General features: G+C 66.2%; 15 protein-coding genes. 9 read left to right on the top strand and 6 right to left on the bottom strand.

Annotated elements, in window-relative coordinates:
* Positions 1–125: 125 nt before the first annotated feature.
* Positions 126–3,041, top strand: a complete 2,916-nt coding sequence (locus H3005_RS05925; protein ID WP_191077758.1) for a VIT domain-containing protein — start codon at positions 126–128, stop codon at positions 3,039–3,041.
* Positions 3,042–3,160: 119 nt separating this feature from the next.
* Here H3005_RS05925 and H3005_RS05920 read toward each other — a convergent pair whose 3' ends face one another.
* Positions 3,161–4,369, bottom strand: a complete 1,209-nt coding sequence (locus tag H3005_RS05920; protein WP_100552442.1) for an acyltransferase family protein — start codon at positions 4,367–4,369, stop codon at positions 3,161–3,163.
* A gap of 197 nt (positions 4,370–4,566) precedes the next feature.
* On the opposite strand from H3005_RS05920, the gene H3005_RS05915 reads away from it, so the two are divergent.
* The 8 genes from H3005_RS05915 to H3005_RS05880 all read left to right on the top strand — a co-directional run bounded on the left by H3005_RS05915 (position 4,567) and on the right by H3005_RS05880 (position 16,619).
* Positions 4,567–5,409, top strand: coding sequence for a LytTR family DNA-binding domain-containing protein (locus H3005_RS05915; RefSeq protein WP_100554112.1), 843 nt, complete (start codon positions 4,567–4,569; stop codon positions 5,407–5,409).
* Between the two features lie 90 nt (positions 5,410–5,499).
* A protein-coding gene (prfB, locus tag H3005_RS05910) for a peptide chain release factor 2 (RefSeq protein ID WP_099818762.1) occupies positions 5,500–6,625 on the top strand; the annotation gives its coding sequence in 2 pieces (ribosomal slippage) (positions 5,500–5,574 and positions 5,576–6,625; 1,125 coding nt in all).
* Positions 6,626–6,724: 99 nt separating this feature from the next.
* Positions 6,725–7,507, top strand: a complete 783-nt coding sequence (locus tag H3005_RS05905) for a helix-turn-helix transcriptional regulator (RefSeq protein WP_100465254.1) — start codon at positions 6,725–6,727, stop codon at positions 7,505–7,507.
* Between the two features lie 699 nt (positions 7,508–8,206).
* Positions 8,207–9,598: an NAD-dependent succinate-semialdehyde dehydrogenase gene (locus tag H3005_RS05900; RefSeq protein ID WP_100552444.1), complete on the top strand. Its 1,392-nt coding sequence runs from the start codon at positions 8,207–8,209 to the stop codon at positions 9,596–9,598.
* A gap of 75 nt (positions 9,599–9,673) precedes the next feature.
* On the top strand, positions 9,674–11,314 hold the full coding sequence (locus H3005_RS05895; protein WP_100552445.1) for an acetolactate synthase large subunit: 1,641 nt from the start codon (positions 9,674–9,676) through the stop codon (positions 11,312–11,314).
* 276 nt (positions 11,315–11,590) lie between these two features.
* Positions 11,591–13,102 carry a lysine--tRNA ligase gene (lysS, locus tag H3005_RS05890; RefSeq protein WP_100552446.1) on the top strand — a complete coding sequence of 504 codons (1,512 nt, stop codon included), beginning with the start codon at positions 11,591–11,593 and terminating at the stop codon, positions 13,100–13,102.
* A 203-nt stretch (positions 13,103–13,305) separates the two neighbouring features.
* A complete protein-coding gene (locus tag H3005_RS05885) occupies positions 13,306–14,451 on the top strand; it encodes a two-component system response regulator (protein ID WP_100552447.1) in 1,146 nt (381 codons plus the stop codon).
* On the top strand, positions 14,448–16,619 hold the full coding sequence (locus H3005_RS05880) for a response regulator (protein ID WP_100552448.1): 2,172 nt from the start codon (positions 14,448–14,450) through the stop codon (positions 16,617–16,619). The genes H3005_RS05885 and H3005_RS05880 overlap by 4 nt, the downstream gene beginning before the upstream one ends.
* Before the next feature lie 105 nt (positions 16,620–16,724).
* On the opposite strand, the gene H3005_RS05875 is transcribed toward H3005_RS05880, so the two are convergent.
* The 5 genes from H3005_RS05875 to betI form a co-directional block, all read right to left on the bottom strand.
* Entirely contained in the window at positions 16,725–17,597 is an 873-nt protein-coding gene (locus tag H3005_RS05875) for a crotonase/enoyl-CoA hydratase family protein (RefSeq protein WP_180166977.1), read from the bottom strand.
* Positions 17,598–17,758: 161 nt separating this feature from the next.
* Complete coding sequence (locus H3005_RS05870) at positions 17,759–19,435, bottom strand: long-chain fatty acid--CoA ligase (protein WP_100552450.1); 1,677 nt, start codon at positions 19,433–19,435, stop codon at positions 17,759–17,761.
* A gap of 208 nt (positions 19,436–19,643) precedes the next feature.
* On the bottom strand, positions 19,644–21,326 hold the full coding sequence (betA, locus tag H3005_RS05865; protein ID WP_100552451.1) for a choline dehydrogenase: 1,683 nt from the start codon (positions 21,324–21,326) through the stop codon (positions 19,644–19,646).
* A gap of 101 nt (positions 21,327–21,427) precedes the next feature.
* Positions 21,428–22,900 (bottom strand): betaine-aldehyde dehydrogenase, encoded by a 1,473-nt coding sequence (gene betB, locus H3005_RS05860; RefSeq protein WP_100552452.1) that lies wholly within the window; start codon positions 22,898–22,900, stop codon positions 21,428–21,430.
* A gap of 41 nt (positions 22,901–22,941) precedes the next feature.
* Positions 22,942–23,532 (bottom strand): transcriptional regulator BetI, encoded by a 591-nt coding sequence (betI, locus tag H3005_RS05855; protein ID WP_100465265.1) that lies wholly within the window; start codon positions 23,530–23,532, stop codon positions 22,942–22,944.
* Positions 23,533–23,635: the final 103 nt, after the last annotated feature.

Genomic DNA, 23,635 nt, shown 5'->3' with positions numbered 1-23,635 from the left:
TTGCGCGGGATCGGGAAGTCGCACATGGTGCGCCCAGGGGCGGCGAAGAGCCAGCATCGAATCGCGTTAACCCCATCCACCCGTTTGGTGCGTTCAAGCAATCACGATCCCACTGGAGTCCTGTCATGGTCTTCGCCCGATGCTGCACCGTACTGCTGTTGGCCCTGGCAACCTGGCCGGCATTGCCCCAAGCGTCGCGTCGTCCGGCACCGCCGATCGCCTCCACGCCGCTGCTGATCGCACCCGCAGCAGAACAGCCCGTGCAGCTGCGGCAGGCGCGTATCGAGGGCGAGGTGCAGGCCGGCATCGCCCAGACCCGGATCACCCTGGAGTTCCACAATCCCAATCAGCGCGTGCTGGAAGGCGAACTGCAGTTCCCGCTGGGCGAGGGCCAGCAGATCACTGGCTTTGCTCTGGACATCAATGGCGAACTGCGCGAGGCGGTGCCGGTGCCCAAGGACCGCGGTCGCCAGGTGTTCGAGGAGATCGCCCGTCGGGGCGTCGATCCGGGCCTGTTGGAGCAGACCGCGGGCAACCAGTTCCGGCTGCGTGTGTATCCGCTGCCGGCCGGCGGCAGCCGCCGCGTGCAGCTGGTCGTGCGCGAGCCGCTGGCATATGCCGGGCAGGGCTGGCGTTGGACATTGCCGCTGCAGTTCGTCGCCGGCGCCGCCGCCGTTGAACTGGACGTGCAGGCGCCGAAGGGTGCTGTCACCGGCAGCGCACCGTTCCGCATCGCCGATGGCCGCCTGCACTGGCAAGGGCGCGGCGCACAGTTGCCGGCCCAGCTGCAATGGACGCTGCCGGCCGAGCGCAAGGCACAGGTGCAGGTTGCACGCTGGCAGGACGGTCATTACCTGCTGGCACAGCTGCCGGTGCCGACGTCAGCCGCGCCGCGCCGTGTGCCGTCGGAAGTGGGGCTGCTGTGGGACGGTTCCGGTTCCGCTGGCCAGCGCGACCGCACTCGCGAGTTGGCGTTGCTTGATCGCTACTTCGCGGCGATGGGCGAGGGCAACGTCGCACTGACCGTGCTGCGTGATCGTGCGGAGCCTGTGCGTCGGTTCCGTATCCGCAGCGGCGACTGGAGTGAACTGCGCCGGGCGTTGATGGCGGTACAGCCGGATGGTGCCAGTGCACTGGCGCAGTGGCAGCTCCAGGCCGAGGTGAAGGAATACCTGATGGTCAGCGATGGCCTGCTGACCTACGGGCCGGAAGCACTGCCGGCGTTGGCTGCCGACCAGCGGCTGTTCGCGATCAGCAGTGCTGGTGCACGCACCGATGCCAGCCGCCTGCGCGGCTGGAGCGAGGCGCATGGCGGCAGTTTCGTGGCACTCGGCAGCGATGTCGATGCCGCCGCACGGGAACTGCTGTCGGTACCGCTGGATGTCCAGATCGATGCCGGCCGTGGCGTGCAGGATGTGGTGATCGATCGCCGCAGCCAGGCCCAGGGCTGGCTGTGGTTGCATGCGCGGTTGGCGGCCGAAGGTGTTCCGATGCGGGTACGCGTGGCCGGCGGCGAGTGGCAGGCACTGCCCGCGACGCAGAAGAGCGAAGACGGTGATCTGCTGGCCGGCCTGTGGGCACAGGCACGTCTGCAGCAGTTGTCGACCGATCGACGCAGCAACCGCGAGGCGATGCAGCTGCTGTCGCAGCAGTTCAGCCTGGTGGGCCCGGACACCTCGCTGATCGTGCTGGAAACCCTGGATGACTACCTGCGCTATGCAATCCGACCGTCGGGCAAGCTGCGCGCAGAGTACGACCAGCGCTTCGCGCGCAAGGTTGCAGACCGCGATGCGGCCGACCGTCAGCGGCTCGACAAGGTGGTGACGCAGTGGCAGCAGCGCCAGCAGTGGTGGAATCGCAGTTGGCCGAAGGGTGCACCTCCGCAGGCGGACGCGAAGGCGCTGGAGGTGGCGTCTGCAGATTACGCAATGGATTCGGCGCCGGTAGCGATGCTTGCTGCGCCGTCCCCGGCGGCTCCGCCCGCCCCCGCGCCGGTGGCAGCGGCTGCCGAGCAGCGCATGGAAGCCAGCAGTGCGCGTGCACGTCGCTCAGCGCCTGCATCGAACAAGGCGCTGGATCTGATCACGCTCACCAGTGGCCTTGCTGCCCCTTCCTCTGCCGCCAACGACGGTCAGCTCGGCATCCGGCTGGCGGCATGGCAGCCAGACTCGGCCATCGCCCGGCGGCTGCGCCAGGGCCCGGCGTCGCAACTGTATGACCGCTATCTGGCCGAGCGCGATGCGCATGCCAACAGCAGCGCATTCTTCCTCGACGTGGCCGACCTGCTGATCGAACAGGGGCAGCGCGATCTTGCCCTGCGCGTGCTGTCCAACCTGGCCGAGATGGAGCTGGACAATCGCCATCTGCTGCGCGTGCTCGGCTACCGGTTGCTGCAGACCGACGCTCCGGCGCTGGCGGTGCCGGTGTTCGAGCAGGTGCTGGCGATGGGTCAGGAGGAACCGCAGAGCTTCCGCGACCTTGGCCTGGCACTGGCTGCAGCGGGCAAACCGCAGCAGGCGTTGGCGCCGCTGTATCAGGTGGTCGTGCGCCCTTGGGATTCCCGTTTCGACGGCATCGCGCTGATCGCCCTGGATGAGCTGACCAACCTGGTGGCCGGCAGCAAGCCGCGCCTGGACACCCGGGGCATCGACCCGCGCCTGCTGCAGGCGATGCCGCTGGACCTGCGCGTGGTGCTGGCCTGGGATGCCGACAACAGCGACATGGACCTGTGGGTGACCGACCCGAACGGCGAGCGCGCGTACTACGGCAACCGTCTGACCTACCAGGGCGGGCAGATGTCACAGGATTTCACCGGTGGCTATGGCCCGGAACAGTTCTCGCTGCGCAACGCCAAGCCCGGCAAGTACAAGGTGGAGGCGAACTACTTCGGCAGCCGCCAGCAGCTGGTGACCGGTGCGACGACGCTGATGCTGCGCCTGACTACTCATTGGGGCACGTCGAAGCAGAAGGACCAGATGGTGACGATGCGGCTGAAGGACCGTGCTGAGACCGTGCTGGTCGGCGAATTCGAGGTGCGTTGATCGATCCCGGGCTCTTGTAGCGTCGAGCTTGCTCGACTGCCTCGAGGTAGAGCCGAGCCTATGCTCGGCTCATGGCAGAAGCAGCCGAGCGCCGACTCGGCTCTACAGCGGCGACGACCTCATTGCACTGTCACGGCGAGTACAGCCGGCGACGACGGCGGATTGGCACGCAGCCCGAACAGCGGCCGCAGCCAGCACACACGCCGCACCAGCAGTTCGTGAATCAGAAGGCAGCCACCGACAGTGCCGATGATCACCAGCACCGGCTCCAGCCAAGCGCCCAGTTGCAGCGGCCGCAGCCAGTACAGCAGTACGATCAGCACGGTCTGGTGCAGGATGTACCAGCTGAAGACCGCCTCGCGGCAGTAGCCCAGGCCACGCCATGGCCGCGCAAGCAGGACCTGTGCCCAGCCGAAGATGGCCAGCAGGGCGCACCAGGTGTACATCGCGCGGCCGACGCGCTCGGTCTGCGCCCATGGCAGCGACAGCACCCACTCAGGCAGATCGCCAACGTCGGGCATCCGGGCCAGTGCGCGGATGCCCAGTTCGACAGTCAGCCCGATCACGGCCAATACCAGGGTCAACCGCCGGCCACGCACCAGCAGGTCCCATCCACGCTGCCAGCGCGCCGCAAGGAAGCCGCCGAGGAACAGGGGCAGCGATTCGGCGTGGACGTACAGGTCATCGACCAGCGCATGGGTTGGCGGGTGCGCGGGCAGGATGACCAGCAGTGCCCACGCCAGCCACAGCACCGGCAGCAGCAGACCCAGCGTGGCGATCCAACGGTCGCCCAGAGGCAGATCCGGCAGGCGCTGGCGTAGCGGCCGCAACATGCTGGCCAACAGGATGGCCAGCAGCGTGTAGGGGATCAGGTATGCCAGGTACCACAGGTGGTTCCAGGTGAAGCCATAGGCTGCACCGCTGAAGCTGGCGCCCGGCCACGGCCGGAATTGCCAGTAGCGCCACAGGAATGCGCCGAGCCCCGGCGTGACCTCGCCCTTGTCCACCGCCTCGCAGTAGGCCTGCAGCGAGACGACCGCGACGATGCCGAACAGCAGCGGCAACAACAGGCGCCAGCCGCGCCGCAACGCAAACTGCCAACGGCCGTGCGCGGGCAGGCACAGGCCCAGCGCGATGCCGGAAATCGCGAATAGCAGGGGCATGCGCCAGCGATTCAGCGCGATCATCGGCCACTGCAGCCACCCGGCCGTGTGAGCGCTCTTGAGGTGGAAGTCCCATCCGGCCACGTAAGCCATGGCCACGTGATAGAGGATCAACAGCCCGAAGGCGCCGATGCGCAGGGTGTCGAGGTCGTGGCGGCGGGTCATGGCGGCATCCGTGTTGGCGTTGTCGCAGAGTGGAAGGTCTTCCGGGGTGTCACCAGCAGGAGGGGGCGGCTGGATGCCCCGCAGGGCCCAATGGCGGGGCTGGGGGACGAATGGCGTACGTCACCGGGGCTGTGGTTGGCGATAATCCAGTGATGGACGAGCACAACCAGCAGGACCCGCAAGTGCGTGGCGAACCGATGGGCAGCAGCAGGCAAGGACGGCAGGTGGCCGTGTTCTGGGCCCTGTTGTTCCTGGGTACGGCGGCGGCCAACGTGCTGGCCAAGGTGATGATGGCGGCGCGTGACGGAGTGCCACCGCAGTGGATGGCGGTGACGATCGATGAATTCAGCAGTGCGCTGGTGTCGCTGCTGCTGTTGGTGTTGCTGATCCGTGCCGCCTCACGCTGGCCGCTGCATGCCGATACCTGGCGGCAGCGACTGATGCCGTACCTGCTGGGTGCGGTCGCGTGGTGGCTGCTGCACGTGAGTGGGATGGTGCTGCTGCGCAAGGCCGCGCACGCCTTGCTTGGCAGCCACTACACCTTCGGTGACTGGCCGGCGCAATGGTTCTATGAGTTCTTCAAGGACATCCAGACCTACGCGCTGCTGGTCTCGGCGGTACATGCCGTGGCCTGGTTCGGTCGGCGCAGGCAGGGCGAAGCGACCCTTCTGGCCGCCCCCGATGAGGGCCCGCCGGTCGAGCCGGTCGATCGTCCCGACCATTTCCTGGTGCGCAAGCTGGGCAAGGAGTTCCTGGTGGCCACGGCCGATGTCGAGTACGCCCAGGCCGCCGGCAACTACGTGAACCTGCGGGTGCGCGGCCATGACTACCCGCTGCGGATCACCATGGCGGTGCTGGAAGCGCGGCTGGACCCGGTCCTGTTCCTGCGCAGCCACCGCAGCTGGCTGGTCAATCGTGACCAGCTGCGCTCGATTGAGCCGCTGGATGGCGGCGAGGCCTTGCTGCACATGGCTGACGGGGCCCGGGTGCCGTGCAGCCGGCGCCAGCTGCCGCTGCTGCGGCAGGCACTGGGCGGGTAGGGCCGGGGCTGTACGAACCTGGCTTTTGCGCCGGTTCACTCCGGGCTGCGGTATCATTTGCAGTCATCTTTTGAATGCATAACCGCCGACATGATCGAACTGAATCCTGTCCGCCAGCGCATCGCCGATCTGACCGATCGCGTGTTGTCGCTCCGGGGGTATCTTTGACTACGACGCCAAGAAAGAGCGTCTTGAAGAAGTAACGCGGGAGCTGGAAAGCCCCGACGTCTGGAACAACGCCGAGTACGCCCAGAACCTGGGGCGCGAGCGCTCGACCCTGGAAAAGACCGTGGGCGGCATCGCCGCGGTGCTGGAAGGCCTGAGCGACGCCACCGAACTGCTGGAGCTGGCCGAGTCCGAGCAGGACGAGGACACCGCGCTGGCCGTGGTGGCCGACCTGGACAAGCACCAGGCGCACGTGGAGAAGCTGGAGTTCCAGCGCATGTTCTCCGGCCAGATGGACACCGCCCCGGCGTTCGTCGACATCCAGGCCGGCGCCGGTGGCACCGAAGCCCAGGACTGGGCCGAGATCCTGCTGCGCATGTACCTGCGCTGGTGCGAATCGCGTGGCTGGAAGACCGAGCTGATGGAAGTCTCCGGTGGCGACGTCGCGGGCATCAAGTCGGCCACGCTGCGCGTGGAAGGCGACTACGCCTATGGCTGGCTGAAGACCGAGACCGGCGTGCACCGCCTGGTGCGCAAGTCGCCGTTCGACTCGGACAACCGCCGCCATACCAGCTTCACCTCGGTGTTCGTGTCGCCGGAAGTGGACAACAACATCGAGATCGACATCAATCCGGCCGATCTGCGTACCGACGTGTACCGCTCGTCCGGTGCCGGTGGTCAGCACGTCAACAAGACCGAGTCGGCGGTGCGTATCACCCACATCCCGACCAACACGGTCGTGGCCTGCCAGACCGGCCGCAGCCAGCACCAGAACCGCGACAACGCGATGAAGATGCTGGCCGCCAAGCTGTACGAGCTGGAAATCCAGAAGCGCAACGCCGAGCGCGATGCGGTGGAAGCCACCAAGTCCGACATCGGCTGGGGCAGCCAGATCCGCAACTACGTGCTCGACCAGAGCCGTATCAAGGACCTGCGCACCGGCATCGAGCGTTCGGATACGCAGAAGGTGCTCGATGGTGACCTGGACGAATTCGTCGAGGCCAGCCTGAAGGCCGGCCTGGCGGTCGGCTCCAAGCGCATCGACGCCTGATGCGTGCCCGGCGACAGCGGTACCGTCCGCTGTCCGGGCCCTGCGTTGCGGGACGTCATGGGCGTCCCGCAATGCTGTTGAAACCTGCAGGGCAGGGCGATGATGCGCAGTGAAGCCGAACGCAAGGAACTGGGTGGCTTTCTCAAGGCCTGCCGCGCTCGGGTCGAGCCAGCAACACTGGGGCTGCCCGCGGGGCGCAGGCGCACGCCGGGCCTGAAGCGCGAGGAAGTCGCGCTGGCGATCGGGGTCAGCGTCAGCTGGTACACCTGGATCGAGCAGGGCCGCGAAGTTCGTGCCTCGCCCGAGGTGCTGGAGCGCCTGGCGCAGGTGCTGCGGATGAGCGACGACGAGCGCGCCTACGCGTTCGCGCTGTCCGGCTACGGGGTGCCGCTGGAGTCCCCCGACGAAACGGTGACCGACGGCCTGCGCCAGCTGGTGGAGGCGATGCAGCCGATCCCCGCCTACGTGCGCAATACCCGTTTCGACATCCTGGCCTGGAATCCGGCCATCGCCGATCTGTTTGTCGACTACGGTCAGTTGGCGCCGCATGAACGCAATACGCTGCGGCTGATGTTCCTGTATCCGCCGTACAGAACGTTGATTCTCAACTGGGAAGAAATGACCCGCGGCCTGCTGGCCAGCTTCCGTGCGGCGATGGCGCAGGCACCGGACAAGGCGCCGTTCCTGGCGCTGGCCGAGGATATCGGCACGCACAGCGAGCAGTTCCGTGAGTGGTGGCCGGAGCACGATGTGCGTCGTTTCGACGAAGGTGCCAAGAAGCTGAACCATCCCACGCGCGGGCTGCTGGACCTGCAGTACGTGGCGCTGGTGCCGGAGAGCCGGCATGACCTGTCACTGGTGACCTACCTGCCGCGCAGGTAGAGGGTTGTTCGGCAGGGCTTGCAGCCCTGCACCTGCTGTAGTGCCGGCCGCTGGCCGGCAACCTCAGTAGCAACAGCAACAGCAACAGCGGGCTGTCCCTGAGTTGGCGGGGCGGTGTCGGATTGCGGGGGCGCCGTGAACCCATCCCTGGGGGCTTGGCAGCCGCATCCATGCGGCTGACACCCCGCAATCCGACACCGCCCCACCTCTGACAGATCCCCGCGATCGGGTAGATCCACGCCATGCGTGGATGCTTTTCGATTTCAATTCGAGATATTCGATCTCGATGGAAATTCATCCACGCATGGCGTGGATCTACCGTGTCGACCAAGGTCGACACCTACCAACAGCAGCAGGAAATTGTCGAAGGCGGGGTGGGTCCGGTGGCGGGAGTGTCCGCGGCATGGATGCCGCGGACAAGCCCCCATGGATGGGTTTACGGCGTCTCCCGCAACCGGACCCACCCCGCCATCCCACGGAGTGCCGCTGTTGATGTTGCTTCGGCTACTGAGGTTGCCGGCCAGCGGCCGGCACTACCGCGGGTGCAGGGCTGCAAGCCCTGCCAGGAAACAAACCCTATTCAGGCAGGTAAGTGCAGGTCACAGGATAGACAGACGCCTTGTTGCCTTTGCCGATCGGGTCCACATTCCTTGTCAGGAAACGGGCAGCCGCCCGTTGTCGAGACAACAGGAGACCTGCATGTCCGCTTCCCCCGCAGCCCCCGCTGCCATTTCCCGCGATCCGGCCACCGGCCAGCAGATCGCCAGCCACCCCTTCGCCACTGACGCCGAGCTGGAAGCGATCCTTGATCGCGGACAGGCCGGCTTTGCTGCCTGGAGTGCGCAGTCACTCGAACAACGCGCGGGCGTGCTGCGTGCGATGGCGGCCGTGCTGCGTCGCGACCGCCAGCCCCTGGCCGAGCTGGCCACCGCCGAGATGGGCAAGGTCCACGCCGAGTCGCTGGCTGAGATCGAGAAGTGCGCGGTCCTGTGTGACTGGTACGCCGACAACGGCGCGGCGTTCCTGCGCGACGAGCCGACGGCGGTGGCCGACAACAAGGCCTATGTCTCCTATCTGCCGCTGGGCGTGGTGCTCGGCATCATGCCGTGGAACTTCCCGTACTGGCAGGTGATGCGCGCGGCCGTGCCGATCCTCATGGGCGGCAATGGCTTCCTGCTGAAGCCTGCCGAAAACATCGTCGGCACCGCCGCGCTGCTCGCCGCTGCGTGGCGCGATGCGGGCCTGCCGGAGGGCGCCTTCATCGCCGCCAACATCAGCCGCGAGGGCACCAGTGCTGCCATCGCCGATGACCGCATCGCGGCAGTGACCCTGACCGGCAGCGTCGCCGCGGGGCGCAGCATCGCCGCGCAGGCCGGGCAGGCGCTGAAGAAGGTGGTACTTGAACTGGGTGGCTCGGATCCGTTCATCGTGCTGGCTGACGCCGACCTCGATGCCGCGGTCGATGCTGCTGTGGCCTCGCGTTTCCAGAACACCGGGCAGGTGTGCATTGCCGGCAAGCGCATCATCGTCGAAGCGCCGGTGTACGAGCGCTTCGTGGCGTTGTTCTGCGAGCGGGTGCAGGCGCTGACCGTGGGCGATGGCCGAGAGGCCGGCAACCGGATCGGCCCGATGGCCCGCCAGGACCTGCTTGAACAGCTTGATGCGCAGGTGCGCGCCTCGGTCGAGGCCGGTGCGCAGCTGCTGGTGGGCGGCAAGCAGCTCGATCGCCCCGGCAGCTTCTATGCCCCCACCGTGCTGGCCGGCGTCGAGCCGGGAATGCAGGCCTTCGACACCGAGACCTTCGGGCCGGTGGCATCGATCAGCCGCGCGCGCGATGCCGATCATGCGGTGGAACTGGCCAACCAGAGCGAGTTCGGGCTCAGCGGCAATCTGTGGACGGGCGACCACGCCCGCGCGATGCAGCTGGCACGCCGTCTGCAGACCGGTGGCGTGTTCGTCAACGGCTTCTCGGCCTCCGATCCGCGCGTGCCGATCGGAGGCGTGAAGAAAAGTGGCTTCGGCCGCGAGCTGTCGCACTTCGGTATCCGCGAATTCGTCAACGCGCAGACGGTGTGGTTCGACCGTCGTTGACGCGGACCATCCACGCTTCCTGTCAGCATCCCTGCAACGTTCCATCATCACGCATTGCGAGAAGGACGTCATTCCATGTCCAAGGGTTCCGATCTGCTCGTCGCCGCACTCGAAAACGAGGGCGTCGAGCGCATTTTTGGCATTCCCGGTGAAGAGAACCTCGATGTCGTCGAGTCGCTTCGCCACTCCAGCATCGAGCTGGTCATCACCCGCCACGAACAGGCTGCCGTGTTCATGGCCGCCACCTATGGCCGCCTGACCGGCAAGCCGGGCGTCTGCCTGGCCACGCTCGGCCCGGGCGCACTGAACTTCACCACCGGTGCGGCCTATGCACTGCTCGGTGCGTGGCCGGTAATCATGATCACCGGGCAGAAGGGCATCGTTGCCAGCAAGCAGGCGCGCTTCCAGATCGTGGACATCGTCGGCACGATGAAGCCGCTGACCAAGTCCGCACGGCAGATCGTCTCGGCACGCACCATCCCGATCATCGTGCGCGAGGCGTTCCGCACGGCCCTGGAAGAACGCCCCGGCCCGGTGCTGCTGGAATTGCCCGAGGACATTGCGGCGATGGAGGTCGAGGACGTCGCAATGATTCCGCCGCACCCGGTGGATCGGCCGATTGCCAGCCCCGAGGCATTGGATCGCGCGGCGCAGATCATCCGCGACGCCAAGCGGCCGTTGCTGGTGATCGCGTCGGCGGCATCGCGGCCGCAGTCCAGCGAGGCGCTGTCGGCCTTCGTGCTGCGCGCCGGCATTCCGTTCGTCACCACGCAGATGGGCAAGGGCGCGGTGGCCGGCGGCTCGGGCCTGTACATGGGCACGGCGGCGCTGAGCGAGCGCGACTACGTGCACATGGCCATCGACCAGGCCGACGTGATCGTGACCATTGGCCACGAGGTGACGGAGAAGCCGCCGTTCGTGATGCGCCCGGGTGGCCGCACGGTCATCCACATCGGCTATTCGCAGGCCGCGGTTGAGCAGGTGTATTTCCCGCAGGTGGAGGTGATCGGCGATATCGGCCGTTCGCTGACCCTGCTGGCCGACCGCATCGAAGGCAAGGTCGACAACGCCGCGGCGCTGCTGCCGTTGCGTGCGACGATCCTGGAGCACATCGCCGATCGTGCCGAAGAGGCCGGCTTCACGCCGCAGCGGCTGGTGCATGACGTGCGCCAGGTGATGCCGCCGGACGGCATCGTTGCGCTGGACAACGGCATGTACAAGATCTGGTTTGCGCGCAATTACCGCACCCAGGTGGCGAACACGCTGCTGCTGGACAACGCATTGGCGACGATGGGTGCGGGCCTGCCGTCGGCGATCATGGCCTCGATCCTGTACCCGCAGCGCCGCGTGCTGGCGGTATGTGGCGATGGCGGTTTCATGATGAACAGCCAGGAGCTGGAGACGGCGCGCCGGCTGGGCCTGAACCTGGTGGTGCTGATCCTCAACGACGGCGCCTACGGCATGATCCGCTGGAAGCAGGCGGTGGACGGCTTCGCCGACTACGGCATGACCTTCGGCAATCCGGACTTCGTCAAATACGCCGAGGCCTATGGCTGCCAGGGGCATGAGGTGACCGCGATCGAGCAGTTCATTCCGACGCTGGAAGCGGCTTTCACCGCGGGCGGCGTGCACCTGGTGTCGGTGCCGATTGATTATTCGGAGAACCAGCGGGTGCTGGTGGACGAGCTGCGGCAGGCATTCCCCGGGAACGGGTGAATCCGGGGCATGGCCCGGTAGGTGTCGACCTTGGTCGACACGGGGGCGCCAACCAAGGTTGGCGGCTACCAGGGCGTCGGTGCCGTGATATCCGGTAGGTGTCGACCTTGGTCGACACACGATGAATCGCCAACCTGGGTTGGCGGCTACCGAGCAGGGGCGGCCCACGGCGGGGGAGGGGCCGCCCAGGGGCCGGGGCAGGGCGCTTTTGGTATGCTGGGCAACCGGCTGTGCCGGGCGCAAGACTCCCCCTCACTACACGATTCCCGCAGATCCATGAGCGAAGCTACCGATACCCCCCCCGTCGACGAAAACAAGTTGATCGCCGAGCGCCGTGAGAAACTCAAAGCGCTGCGTGGGCAGGGCATCGCGTACCCGAACGACTTCCGTCGCGAGGACTTCGCCGGCAGCCTGCAGGACGAGTTCGCCGACGCGGAACAGTGGACCGCCGAAACCCTGGAAGGCAACGGCCGCCAGGTGAAGATGGCCGGTCGCCTGATGGCCAAGCGGGTCATGGGCAAGGCCAGCTTCGCCCAGATCCAGGACGAATCCGGCCGCATCCAGCTGTTCCTGCAGGGCAGCGTGCTGGGCGATGCCTACACCGCCTTCAAGGGCTGGGACGTGGGCGACATCATTGCGGTCGAAGGTGGCCTGACCCGTACCAAGACCGGCGAGCTGTCGGTCAAGGCCGAGTCGATCCGCCTGCTGACCAAGTCGCTGCGCCCGCTGCCGGACAAGTGGCATGGCCTGGCCGACGTCGAGCAGCGCTACCGCCAGCGCTATGTCGACCTGATCGTGACGCCGGAGTCGCGCGCGGTGTTCATCAAGCGCTCGAAGATCATCCGTGCGATGCGTGCATGGCTGGACAACCGCGACTTCCTCGAAGTCGAGACGCCGATGATGCATTACATCCCGGGCGGCGCGGCGGCCAAGCCGTTCACCACCCACCACAATGCGCTGGACCTTGACCTGTACCTGCGCGTGGCGCCGGAGCTGTACCTCAAGCGCCTGACCGTCGGTGGCCTGGAGCGCGTCTACGAAATCAACCGCAACTTCCGCAACGAAGGCGTCAGCACCCGCCACAACCCGGAATTCACCATGATGGAGCTGTACGAGGCGTATGCCACGTACAACGAGATCATGGACCTGACCGAAGGCGTGATCCGTGACGTGGCGCAGGCGGTCAACGGTTCCACCACGGTGGAGTGGGATGGCGCCAACATCGACCTGGGCCCGGCGTTCCGCCGCTGGCGCATGGACGAGGCGGTGCGCCACCACAACCCGGAAATCTCCGCTGCCGACTGCACCGACCGTGATGCGCTGCTGCGCCATTGCGAGCGCTTGAAGATCCGCGTCAAGCCGTCCTACGGCTGGGGCAAGCTGCTGCTTGAGATCTTCGAAGCCACCGTCGAACACACCCTGATCCAGCCGACCTTCATCACCGATCACCCGGTGGAGGTCTCGCCGCTGGCCCGCGCCAACGACAACGATCCGGGCTACACCGACCGTTTCGAACTGTTCGTCAACGGCAAGGAGCTGGCCAACGGCTTCTCCGAGCTGAACGACCCGGAAGACCAGGCCCAGCGCTTCCAGGCGCAGGTGGCGGCGAAGGAAGGCGGCGACGACGAGGCCATGCACTACGACGCCGACTACATCCGTGCGCTGGAGTACGGCATGGCGCCGACCGGCGGCCTCGGCATCGGCGTCGATCGCCTGGTGATGCTGCTGACCGGCAGCAGCTCGATCCGCGACGTGCTGCTGTTCCCGTACATGCGTCCGGAGCAGTAACCGGCTTTTTCGGCGTCCGTTTGTGCGCGCCGTCTCGGTTTGAGACGGCGCGATTGACGCGTCCCGCACTCGGCGTATCGTTATTGCACAACCTTGACACCGGCTATGGCTTGATGGCGTCAGGGGAGGCCGCAATGTGGAGAATCCGCTTCACATTGTGACGACGATCATGAATCGGGGAGCTTGTGACGGGAGTCGAGCCGATGCAGGGTGCCAGCGTGCACAGCGGCGGGGTATCCTCGCCCGCTGACCTTTCAGCATGGTCGAGAAGGCAGGCAGAGAACGCCTTGAACATCGTCATCGTCGATGACCAGACTTCCGCACGGACGATGCTTCGTCACGTCATCGAAGACATCGCGCCGGAACTGAGCGTGCATGACTTCGGCGATCCGTTGACCGCGTTGGCATGGTGCGAATCGTATCCGGTCGACCTGCTGCTTCTCGATTACCGCATGCCGGAGATGGACGGGCTGGAATTCGCCCGCCGCTTCCGCCGGCTGCCCAAGCATCGCGATATCCCGGTAATCCTGATCACCGTGGTCGGCGACGAGCCGATCCGGCAGGCGGCGCTCGAAGCCGGCGTGATCGATTTCCTGGTCAAGCCGATCCGCCCGCGCGAGCTGCGCGCACGCTGCTACAACCTGTTGCAGTTGCGCCAGCAGACCGAGAACGTGAAGCAGCGCGCCCTGTCACTGGAGCAGCGGCTGCTGGCCAGCATGCATGAGGTGGAGGAGCGCGAGCGTGAGACGCTTTCGCGGCTGGCACGTGCGATCGAGTTCCGTGATGCCGGAACCAGTGCCTACCTTGAACGGATGGCGCGCGTGGCGGGCCTGATCGCCGAGCAGCTGGGCCTGCCGGAAGACGACGTCAAACTGATCGAAATGGCTGCGCCGCTGCATGACATGGGCAAGATCGCCATTCCCGATGCGGTGCTGCTCAAGCAGGGCAAGCTCAATGATGAGGAGCTGGCGATCATGCGTCGGCATCCGCGCATTGGCCATGAGCTGCTCAGTGGCAGCCAGAACCGCTTCATCCAGGTCGGTGCATTGATCGCGCTGCGTCACCATGAGCGCTACGACGGCAGTGGTTATCCCGATGGCCTGGTCGGCGACGCGATTCCGCTGGAGGCGCGTATCGTCGCCGTGGCCGACGTGTTCGATGCGCTGATCTCGCCACGCCCCTACAAGGAAGCGTGGACGATGGAAGCCACCATGGCCTACCTGTACGCTCAGCGTGGGCGTCTGTTCGATCCGCGTTGCGTGGATGCATTGCTGCGCGGCCGCGAGCAGCTGGAACAGATCTGCGCCGAGCACTCCATCGCCTCTGCACGGCCGGGACTGGGCGCGTGAAACGCCTGCTGTCGCGATTGCGGCTGCGCCTGTCCCAGCGACAGGACAGCGAGCACGGACAGCAGATCGTCCGCATCATCCTGATCAGTCTGATCCTGGCGTACGTGCTGCTGCCTTCGGCACGGCATGAACTGCCGCACAGCCAGTATGTCGGTGTGCTGGCGATCGTGCTGACCGGCCTGAGCCTGTCGCTGCTGTTGTTCGGCTGGCTGCTGTGGCGACCGCAGCGCTCCGATCCCCGGCGCGTGCTGGGCATGCTGGCCGACTACGGGCTGATCGCCGCCGGCATGATCCAGATGGGTGAGCCGCTGTCGTGGGTCTACATCGTGGTGATGTGGGTGACGGTGGGCAACGGCATGCGCTTCGGCAACCACTACCTGTATGTGGCTGTGGCGATGGCGATGGTCAGCTTCGGCAGCACCGCACTGTCCACCCCGTACTGGCAGCAGAACGCACGCCTGGCCATCGGCCTGTGGCTTGGCCTGGCGGCGGTTCCCCTGTATTTTTCCACGCTGCTGCGGCAGTTGACCGAAGCGATGGCCGAGGCGCGGCGCGCCAGCGAAGCCAAGAGTCGATTCCTGGCCAACATGAGCCACGAGTTTCGTACCCCACTCAATGGATTGAATGGCATGACAGAAGTATTGGCGACCACGCGCCTGGACGACGAACAGCGTGAGTGCGTGAGTACCATCCAGGCGTCATCGCGCAGCCTGCTGGCGCTGGTCGAGGAAGTGCTGGACATCTCGGCGATCGAGGCCGGCAAACTGCGCGTCGTTGCCGAGGATTTCGTCCTTTCCGAGGTGATCCAGGCCATCGGCCTGATCCTGTTGCCGCAGGCCAAGGCCAAGCGCCTGGACTATCGGGTGAAGGTAGCCGAGACCGTGCCGCCGACGTTGCGCGGCGATGTCGGGCATCTGCGGCAGATCCTGCTCAACCTGGCCGGCAACGCGGTCAAGTTCACCGATCATGGCCGGGTCGAGATCCGCGTCTGCGTTGTCCATGCAGACACGCAGGGTGGGGTGCGGCTGCGCTTCGACATTCTCGATACCGGCATCGGCGTCGCACCGGCGATGCGCCCGCGTCTGTTCGAGGCCTTCGAGCAGGCCGACGTCAGCATGGCCCGTCGTCATGAAGGTACCGGCCTGGGCACGACCATCGCCAAGGGGCTGGTCGAAGCGATGGACGGCGAGATCGGGTATCTGGACAACCCGCCGCAGGGCAGCCACTTCTGGGTGGAACTGCCGTTCGCGCCGCCGCAGCCGGTGGTCCCAGGTGCGGTGCCGACCCTTGCTGCGGGCGACGAAGCCGATGCTGGCGGCAACGTCATTGCGTTCGCCGACCCGTTCCTGCGCCATCGCGCGCGGGTGCGCAGCATGCAGATCCTGGTCGCCGACGACCACGAGGCCAACCGCATGGTGCTGCAGCGGCTTCTGCAGAAGGCCGGGCACAAGGTGCTGTGCGTCGATGGTGGCGAGGCAGTGCTCGACGCACTGGCCGAAAGCGAGTTCGATGCGGCCATCGTCGATCTGCACATGCCGGGCATGAGTGGCCTGGACATGCTGAAGGAGCTGCGGGTGATGCAGGCCGGTGGCGGCCCGCGCACGCCAGTGCTGGTGCTCAGCGCCGACGTTACTCCCGAAGCGATCCAGCGCTGTACCCAGGCCGGTGCACACGCGTTCCTGGCCAAGCCTGTGGTGGCCGTGCGCCTGCTGGACACCCTGGCCGAGATCGCCAACAACGCCCAGCTCAAGTCCAGTGCGCCGCCGATCGTGCGCACCGTCACCAACCTCGATGGCGTGCTTGATACCGGCGTGCTGGATGAACTGGCGTCGCTGGGAATGGGCGAGGGTTTCGAACGCGAGTTCATCCGCCAGTGCCTGGATGATGCCGAATCGTGCCTGCGCAAGGCCGAAGGCGATGGCGAAGCGGCACGCTGGGACGCTTTCCGCGAGCAGTCGCATGCGATCAAGGGTGTGGCCAGCAACCTCGGCCTGATACGCGCGTCCAACCGCGCCGGTGAATTGATGCGGATGGCCGATTGGCAGCTGAAAGCCGAATGGCGGCAGCGTCTTGCGGTGCTGCAGGGGGCGATCAAGGAAGGCCGGCATGCACTCGATGCGCGCGCCGAACGCAAGGCACGTGGCGTGGCCGACGACGGCGAACGCTAGCGCCGGGCCTGCCCGACCTGTGCGGCGGGTTACCCATGCTCGCGCGCCCCATAAAAAAAGCCCGGTGGCCAGCCGGGCTTGAACCCTGCGGGGGAGGGGAACGTATCAGGCCACATCCAGATTGGCGCGTCGGGTCTGCGCCTTGATCAAACGGTCCATGGTGCGCAGCGAACGATCGCCCAGGGCCAGTGCCGAATCGACCCAGACCTTGGTGATTTCCAGCAGTTCGTCATAGCTGACCGCCTGCGCCAGGTTGCGCGCGGCATTCATTGCCAGGTACGACTGCGGCAGGCGCTGCTGCTGGCGGATCATCTCTTCCACTGCACTGCGGCCTTCACCTTTCCTGACCAGAACGTCGACCACGCCCATCGCGTGCATCTCCTCGGCGCTGTAGACACGGCCGTCGAGGATGATCTTCTCGGCCAGCTGCGGTGACACCCGGCGGCACAGGAACGAATAGGCGCCCATGCCCGGGAACAGGCCGAACAGCACTTCGGGCAGGCCCATGCCGCAGCCTTCCTCGGCCACGATGGTGTGGCAGGCCAGTGCCATTTCCAGGCCGCCACCCAATGCGTCGCCCTGGATCAGGGCGATCGAGCGGACGTCGCCGCCGAAGCCGGTGTGCAGGTGGTGCACGCCTTCCACGCAGCGTTGGGCGTAGGTCAGCAGCAGGTCGCGGTTGCCTTCCCGGATCAGCCGGGTGAACAGGTCCAGGTCGCCGCCCAGGTTGTAGGCGGCGGCGTCGGAGGCCAGCACGAAATGGCGCAGCTGGCCGCTGTGGCGCTGCGCCGGGCCGCGGGTGATGGCGCTCATGTAGCTCCACATTTCGTCCAGCATGTCCTTGCGGCAGCAGGGACGCACGCCGGTGGAGGCGTCGGCGTGCATGAACAGCCAGTGGGCGGCGCCGTCGGCGCTGTCCTGGGTGCGGATGGTGGCATAGGGCGAGCCGCTGCTGGGCAGCTTTTCGATGGTACTCATGGAAGGGTCCTCGGCGGTGCGGCCCGCAGATCAAGGTGGTGGCCGGCGGGCCGAACGGTCCACTCACGCGGCGATGCTACACCGGCCCCGGGCCCACGCACGCGAAAAGGCCCGGGTCGTTGCCGACCCGGGCCTGAGCGCGTTCAACTTTCCGCAAACCCTTACGGGGCGGGCGTATCGCGGAGTTCGCGACGCAGGATCTTGCCGACGTTGGTCTTCGGCAGCTCTTTTCGGAATTCAACGATTCTGGGGTGCTTGTAGCCGGTCAGGTTGGCCCGGGCGTGTTCCTTGACCATCTCGGCGGTCAGGTTCGGGTCCTTCTTGACGATGACCACCTTGACCACCTCGCCGGACTTCTCGTCCGGTACGCCGACTGCGGCCACTTCCAGCACGCCCGGCATCATCGCGATCACGTCTTCGACTTCATTGGGGTACACGTTGAAGCCGGACACCAGGATCATGTCCTTCTTGCGGTCGACGATGTAGAAGAAGCCGTGCTCGTCCATCTTCGCCATGTCACCGGTGTGCAGCCAGTCGTCGGCGTCGATGGCCTTGGCGGTTTCCTCGGGGCGCTGCCAGTAGCCCTTCATCACCTGCGGGCCGCGGATGCACAGTTCGCCCACTTCACCCAGCGCCAGGATGTTGCCGTTGTCGTCCTTGATGCAGGCATCGGTGGACGGAATCGGCAGGCCGATCGAGCCGTTGTACTCGGCCAGGGTAAGCGGGTTGATGCAGGCCGCCGGCGAGGTCTCGGTCAGGCCGTAGGCCTCGACCAGGGTGACGCCGGTGGTCTTCTTCCAGCGCTCGGCGACCGCACGCTGCACGGCCATGCCGCCGCCCAGGGTCACCTTCAGCGAGGAGAAATCGACGGTGTCGAAGCCGGGGGTGTTGAGCAGGCCGTTGAACAGCGTGTTGACGCCGGTGATCGCGGTGAAGCGCACCGACTTGAGCTCCTTGACGAAGCCCTTCATGTCACGCGGGTTGGTGATGAGGTGGTTGCAGCCACCGAACTTCATGAAGACCAGGCCGTTCGCCGTCAACGCGAAGATGTGGTACAGCGGCAGGGCGGTGATGATCCATTCCTTGCCCATCTCGATGCCCGATGCGCTGATCCAGGCCGAGGCCTGCTGCATGTTGGCGATCAGGTTGCGGTTGGTCAGCATCGCGCCCTTGGCCACACCGGTGGTGCCGCCGGTGTACTGCAGGAACGCCACGTCGTCGTGGTCGATCTCGACCTTCGGCAGGGTGTGGCGGCTGCCCAGCTTGAGCGCCTGCTTGAAGCGCACCGCGCCCTTCAGATGGTAGTTGGGCACCATCTTCTTGATGTACTTGAGCACGAAGTTGACGATCACGCCCTTGGTGCCGAGCAGGTCGCCCAGGCCGGTGGTGACCACATGCTTGACCGGCGTATCGGCGATGACCTGTTCGACGGTGTCGCCGAAGTTGTCCACCACCACGATCGCGGCAACCCCGGCGTCGACCAGCTGATGCTTCAGCTCGCGCGCGGTGTACAGCGGGTTGACGTTGACCACGGTCAAGCCGGCACGCAGCACGCCGAAGGTCGCCACCGGGTACTGCAGGCAGTTGGGCATCATCAGGGCGACGCGGTCGCCCTTCTTGAGCTTCAGCTCGCCCAGCAGGTAAGCGGCGAACTGCTCGACCAGGGCGTCGGTCTCACCGTAGGTGAGGGTCTTGCCGAAACTGGAGTAGGCCGGTCGGTCGCGGAACTTCGCGACGGAGGCGTCGAAGACCGAAACTACCGAATGGAACTCGTTGACGTCGATTTCGGCGGGAACGCCTTTCGGATAGCTCTGCAGCCAGGGACGATCCAGACTCATATTCCCCCTCCAGGAATCGTGATGATGGGTGCGGCGCGGACAGTATCCGCCAGAACCGCTCTCCGCAGCATACCGCCCCGTAGGGAAAACGCGAAGAGGCCCGCCGCGTAGCGGCTGGATGCGGCAAAAGACGCCGGGCATGGCCCGGCGCTACCGAAGGGGGCAAAGGTGCCGGTAGCGCCGGGCCGTGCCCGGCGGAGTAGCCGCGTCAGCCGCGGCTGCGTACCGGCGCGCCGTTGGCCTTGAAGTACGGTGCAGTGCTGCGCGGCAGCGGAGTGCGGCCACGGATCACATCGGCCAGCTTCTCGGCGATCATGATGGTCGGTGCGTTGAGGTTGCCGGTGACCACCTGCGGCATGATCGAGGCATCGACGATGCGCAGGCCTTCCAGGCCATGCACGCGACCCTGGCCGTCGACTACCGCCATCGGATCATCAGCGTGGCCCATCTTGTTCGAGCAGGACGGGTGGTAGGCGGTCTCGGCATGCTCGCGCACGAACGCATCGATCTGCGCATCGGTCTGCAGCGCGCTGCCCGGCGAGATTTCGCGACCGCTGTACGGTGCCAGCGCCGGCTGCGCGAAGATCTCGCGGGTGATCCGGATCGCCGAGCGGAATTCGCGCCAGTCCTGGTCGTGCGACATGTAGTTGAACAGGATGCTGGGATCTTCGCGCGGGTCCTTCGAGCGTACGTGGATGCGGCCACGGCTCGGCGAGCGCATCGAGCCGACATGCATCTGGAAGCTGTGCGCCTTGATCGGGTTGGAGCCGTTGTAATTGATCGCCACCGGCAGGAAGTGATACTGCAGGTTGGGCCAGTCGAATTCGGCATCGCTGCGAATGAAGCCGCCCGCCTCGAACTGATTGCTGGCGCCGATGCCGGTGCCCAGGAACAGCCATTCGGCGCCGATTGCCGGCTGGTTGTACAGCTTCAGTGCCGGGGCCAGCGAGACCGGCTTCTTGCACTCGTACTGCAGGTACATTTCCAGATGATCCTGCAGGTTGGCGCCGACGCCGGGCAGGTGGTGCACCAGGTCGATGTCCAGGCTGCGCAGCAGGTCGGCCGGGCCGACGCCGGAGCGCTGCAGGATCTGCGGCGAGGCGATGGCGCCGCCGCACAACAGCACTTCGCGGCGTGCGGTGGCGCGCTGCGGCTGGTCGTTGTGCAGCCACTGCACGCCCACTGCGCGCTTGCCCGAGAACAGGATGCGGTCGGTCAGCGCGTGGGTGACGATGGTCAGGTTCGGGCGCGGTTTGGCCAGGTCCAGATAGCCACGCGCGGTGCTGGAACGACGGCCCTTCGGCGTGACCGTGCGGTCCATCGGGCCGAAGCCTTCCTGCTGGTAGCCGTTGAGGTCGTCGGTGCGCGGGTAACCGGCCTGTACGCCGGCCTCGACCATCGCCGCGAACAGTTCGTTGTTGCCGGCCTTGGGCGTGGTGACGCGCAGCGGGCCGTCGCCGCCGTGGTAGTCATTGGCGCCGATGTCGCGGGTTTCGGCCTTGCGGAAGTACGGCAGGCAGTCCAGGTAGGTCCAGTCTTCCAGGCCCGGCATGCCGGCCCAGTTGTCGTAGTCCATCGCGTTGCCGCGGATGTAGCACATGCCGTTGATCAGCGACGAACCGCCCAGGCCCTTGCCACGACCGCAATCCATCCGGCGGTTGTTCATGAAGGGCTCGGGATCGGTCTTGTACGCCCAGTTGTAGCGCTTGCCCTGCAGCGGAAAGGCCAGCGCGGCCGGCATCTGGGTACGGAAGTCGAGCCGGTAGTCCGGGCCACCGGCTTCCAGCAGCAGCACGCTGACGTCGGCATCTTCGGTGAGGCGGGTGGCCAGCACGTTGCCGGCCGAACCGGCGCCGATGATGATGTAGTCGTACTCGTTATGGGTGCTCATGGTTGCTCTCCTGCAGGCCGGGCGCGCTGCATGCAGGCGTCCCGGCGGAATGTCGGATCGGCGCGGTGGCCGGACGATGGGCGGTGCTCAGGGCGCGCCGGTCAGAACACGCTGGCGTAGTCGCCCAGTTCGACCTGCACCGACTTGATGCGGGTGTAGTGGCCGAGGGTGGAGATGCCGTTCTCGCGGCCGACGCCGGACTGCTTGTAACCACCCACCGGCATTTCGGCCGGCGACTCGCCCCAGGTGTTGATCCAGCAGATGCCGGCTTCCAGGCGATGGATGATGCGATGTGCGCGGCTGATGTCCTTGCTGACCACGCCTGCGGCCAGGCCGAAGGTGGTGTCGTTGGCGCGACGCACCACTTCGTCCTCGTCGTCGTAGGCGAGGATGCTCATCACCGGCCCGAAGATTTCTTCGCGGACAATCGTCATGTCATCGCGGCAGTCGGAGAACACTGTGGGCAGCACATAGGCGCCATCAGCCAGGGCTGCATCGGTGGCACGACCGCCGCCGGTCAGCAGGCGCGCGCCTTCGCTCTTGCCGCTTTCGATGAAGCGCAGCACGTTTTCCATGTGCGGGAAGCTGGTCAGCGGGCCGAAGTTGGTCTCGGCGGCCATCGGGTCGCCGATGCGGATGCGCTTGACGCGCTCGACCACGGCGGCCTCGAACGCGGCCAGCATGCTGCGCGGCACGAACACGCGGGTGCCGTTGGTGCAGACCTGGCCGGAGCTGAAGAAGTTGGCCATCACTGCGATGTCGGCGGCGCGGTCCAGATCGGCGTCGTCACAGATCACCAGCGGCGACTTGCCGCCCAGTTCCATCGTCACTTCCTTCAGCGACGACGACGCGGCGCTGGCCATGACCTTCTTGCCGGTGGCGACGCCGCCGGTGAAGGAGATCTTCTCGATAACCGGGTGCTCGGTCAGCCAGTTGCCGATCTCGCGGCCAGGGCCCTGCACGACGTTGAACACGCCGTCCGGCACGCCGGCTTCGGTGTAGATCTCGGCGAGCTTGATCGCGGTCAGCGGGGTCACTTCGGACGGCTTGAAGACCATCGCGTTGCCGGCGGCCAGGGCCGGGGCCGACTTCCACATGGCGATCTGGATCGGGTAGTTCCAGGCGCCGATGCCGGCGACCACGCCCAGCGGCTCGCGGCGGGTATAGAAGAAGCTCGATTCGCGCAGCGGCAGCTGGATGCCTTCGATGGCGGTGGCCAGGCCGGCGTAGTACTCCAGCACGTCGGCGCCGGTGACGATGTCCACGGTGGTGGTTTCGGCCAGTGCCTTGCCGGTATCCAGGGTTTCCAGGTGGGCCAGCTCGTCATTGCGCTCGCGAAGGATCTCGACGGCGCGGCGCAGGATGCGTGAGCGCTCCATCGCGGTCATCGCTGCCCACACCTTCTGGCCTTCACTGGCGCTTTCAACCGCGCGCTCGACATCGGCCTGGCTGGCGATCTGCACGTCGGCCAGCACCTGGCCAGTGGCCGGGTTGATGGTCTGGAAGGTCTTGCCACTGGTGGCATCGACGCGGCGGCCGTGGATGTAGAGCTGTTGCACGGGCAGGGTGGTCATCGGCTTGCTCCTGGAAGGGGTGGGGCGGGTTGCTGGCGCGCTCAGGGCGCGTTGGCCTGCAATTGGAAATCGATGTAGCCGTAGGCGATGCGGCGTGCCTTGTCGGCGTTGAAGTCACCGCCGACCAGGCTGCCACGCAGCCACAGGCCGTCGATCATGGCGGCCAGTCCGCGTGCGGACAGGCGTGCCTGCGCATGCGGCAGCTGGCGGTTGAACTGGTGACAGAGGTTGGAGAACAGTCGCTGGTCGTTGGCGCGCTGCAGCCGGGTCAGTTCCGGCTGGTGCATGCTCGCGGCCCAGAACGTCAGCCATACACGCATGGCGGTCCCGTTGGTCTGGCTGTCGTCGAAGTTGCCATCGACGATGGCGCGAAGCTGTGAACGTGCGTCATCCGGCGCGGCGTCGCGATAGCGGGCGACGGCGGCCTTCAGCTCGCGCAGGATCTGCCGCATCGCGGCATTGAGCAGCCCGTCCTTGTCGCCGAAGTAGTGGGCGACGATGCCGCTGGACAGGCCGGCCTTCTTTGCGATGGTGGCGACGGTGGCATCGGCCATGCCGATCTCGTCGATGGTCTGGAAAGTGGCCCGGATCAACTGCTCGCGGCGGACCGGTTCCACGCCTTTCTTCGGCATTGTCTCTCCACGGATTGCGACCCGGGATGCCGGGCTGGTGAAGATCATACTTTTTATTGATTGAACGTTCAATCAATAAACCCTACGATGCCGGTCGCGCCCC

The organism is Stenotrophomonas sp. Br8 (assembly GCF_014763005.1).
Taxonomy (GTDB): domain Bacteria; phylum Pseudomonadota; class Gammaproteobacteria; order Xanthomonadales; family Xanthomonadaceae; genus Stenotrophomonas; species Stenotrophomonas lactitubi.
This window is presented reverse-complemented; position numbering and strand designations above follow the sequence as displayed.

Bases quoted from the DNA above. Each gene is read 5' to 3' on its own strand.
- H3005_RS05925 (WP_191077758.1), top strand. From the start codon at position 126: ATGGTCTTCGCCCGATGCTGCACCGTACTGCTGTTGGCCCTGGCAACC.
- H3005_RS05920 (WP_100552442.1), bottom strand. From the start codon at position 4,369: ATGACCCGCCGCCACGACCTCGACACCCTGCGCATCGGCGCCTTCGGG.
- H3005_RS05915 (WP_100554112.1), top strand. From the start codon at position 4,567: ATGGGCAGCAGCAGGCAAGGACGGCAGGTGGCCGTGTTCTGGGCCCTG.
- H3005_RS05905 (WP_100465254.1), top strand. From the start codon at position 6,725: ATGATGCGCAGTGAAGCCGAACGCAAGGAACTGGGTGGCTTTCTCAAG.
- H3005_RS05900 (WP_100552444.1), top strand. From the start codon at position 8,207: ATGTCCGCTTCCCCCGCAGCCCCCGCTGCCATTTCCCGCGATCCGGCC.
- H3005_RS05895 (WP_100552445.1), top strand. From the start codon at position 9,674: ATGTCCAAGGGTTCCGATCTGCTCGTCGCCGCACTCGAAAACGAGGGC.
- lysS (WP_100552446.1), top strand. From the start codon at position 11,591: ATGAGCGAAGCTACCGATACCCCCCCCGTCGACGAAAACAAGTTGATC.
- H3005_RS05885 (WP_100552447.1), top strand. From the start codon at position 13,306: ATGCAGGGTGCCAGCGTGCACAGCGGCGGGGTATCCTCGCCCGCTGAC.
- H3005_RS05875 (WP_180166977.1), bottom strand. From the start codon at position 17,597: ATGAGTACCATCGAAAAGCTGCCCAGCAGCGGCTCGCCCTATGCCACC.
- H3005_RS05870 (WP_100552450.1), bottom strand. From the start codon at position 19,435: ATGAGTCTGGATCGTCCCTGGCTGCAGAGCTATCCGAAAGGCGTTCCC.
- betA (WP_100552451.1), bottom strand. From the start codon at position 21,326: ATGAGCACCCATAACGAGTACGACTACATCATCATCGGCGCCGGTTCG.
- betB (WP_100552452.1), bottom strand. From the start codon at position 22,900: ATGACCACCCTGCCCGTGCAACAGCTCTACATCCACGGCCGCCGCGTC.
- betI (WP_100465265.1), bottom strand. From the start codon at position 23,532: ATGCCGAAGAAAGGCGTGGAACCGGTCCGCCGCGAGCAGTTGATCCGG.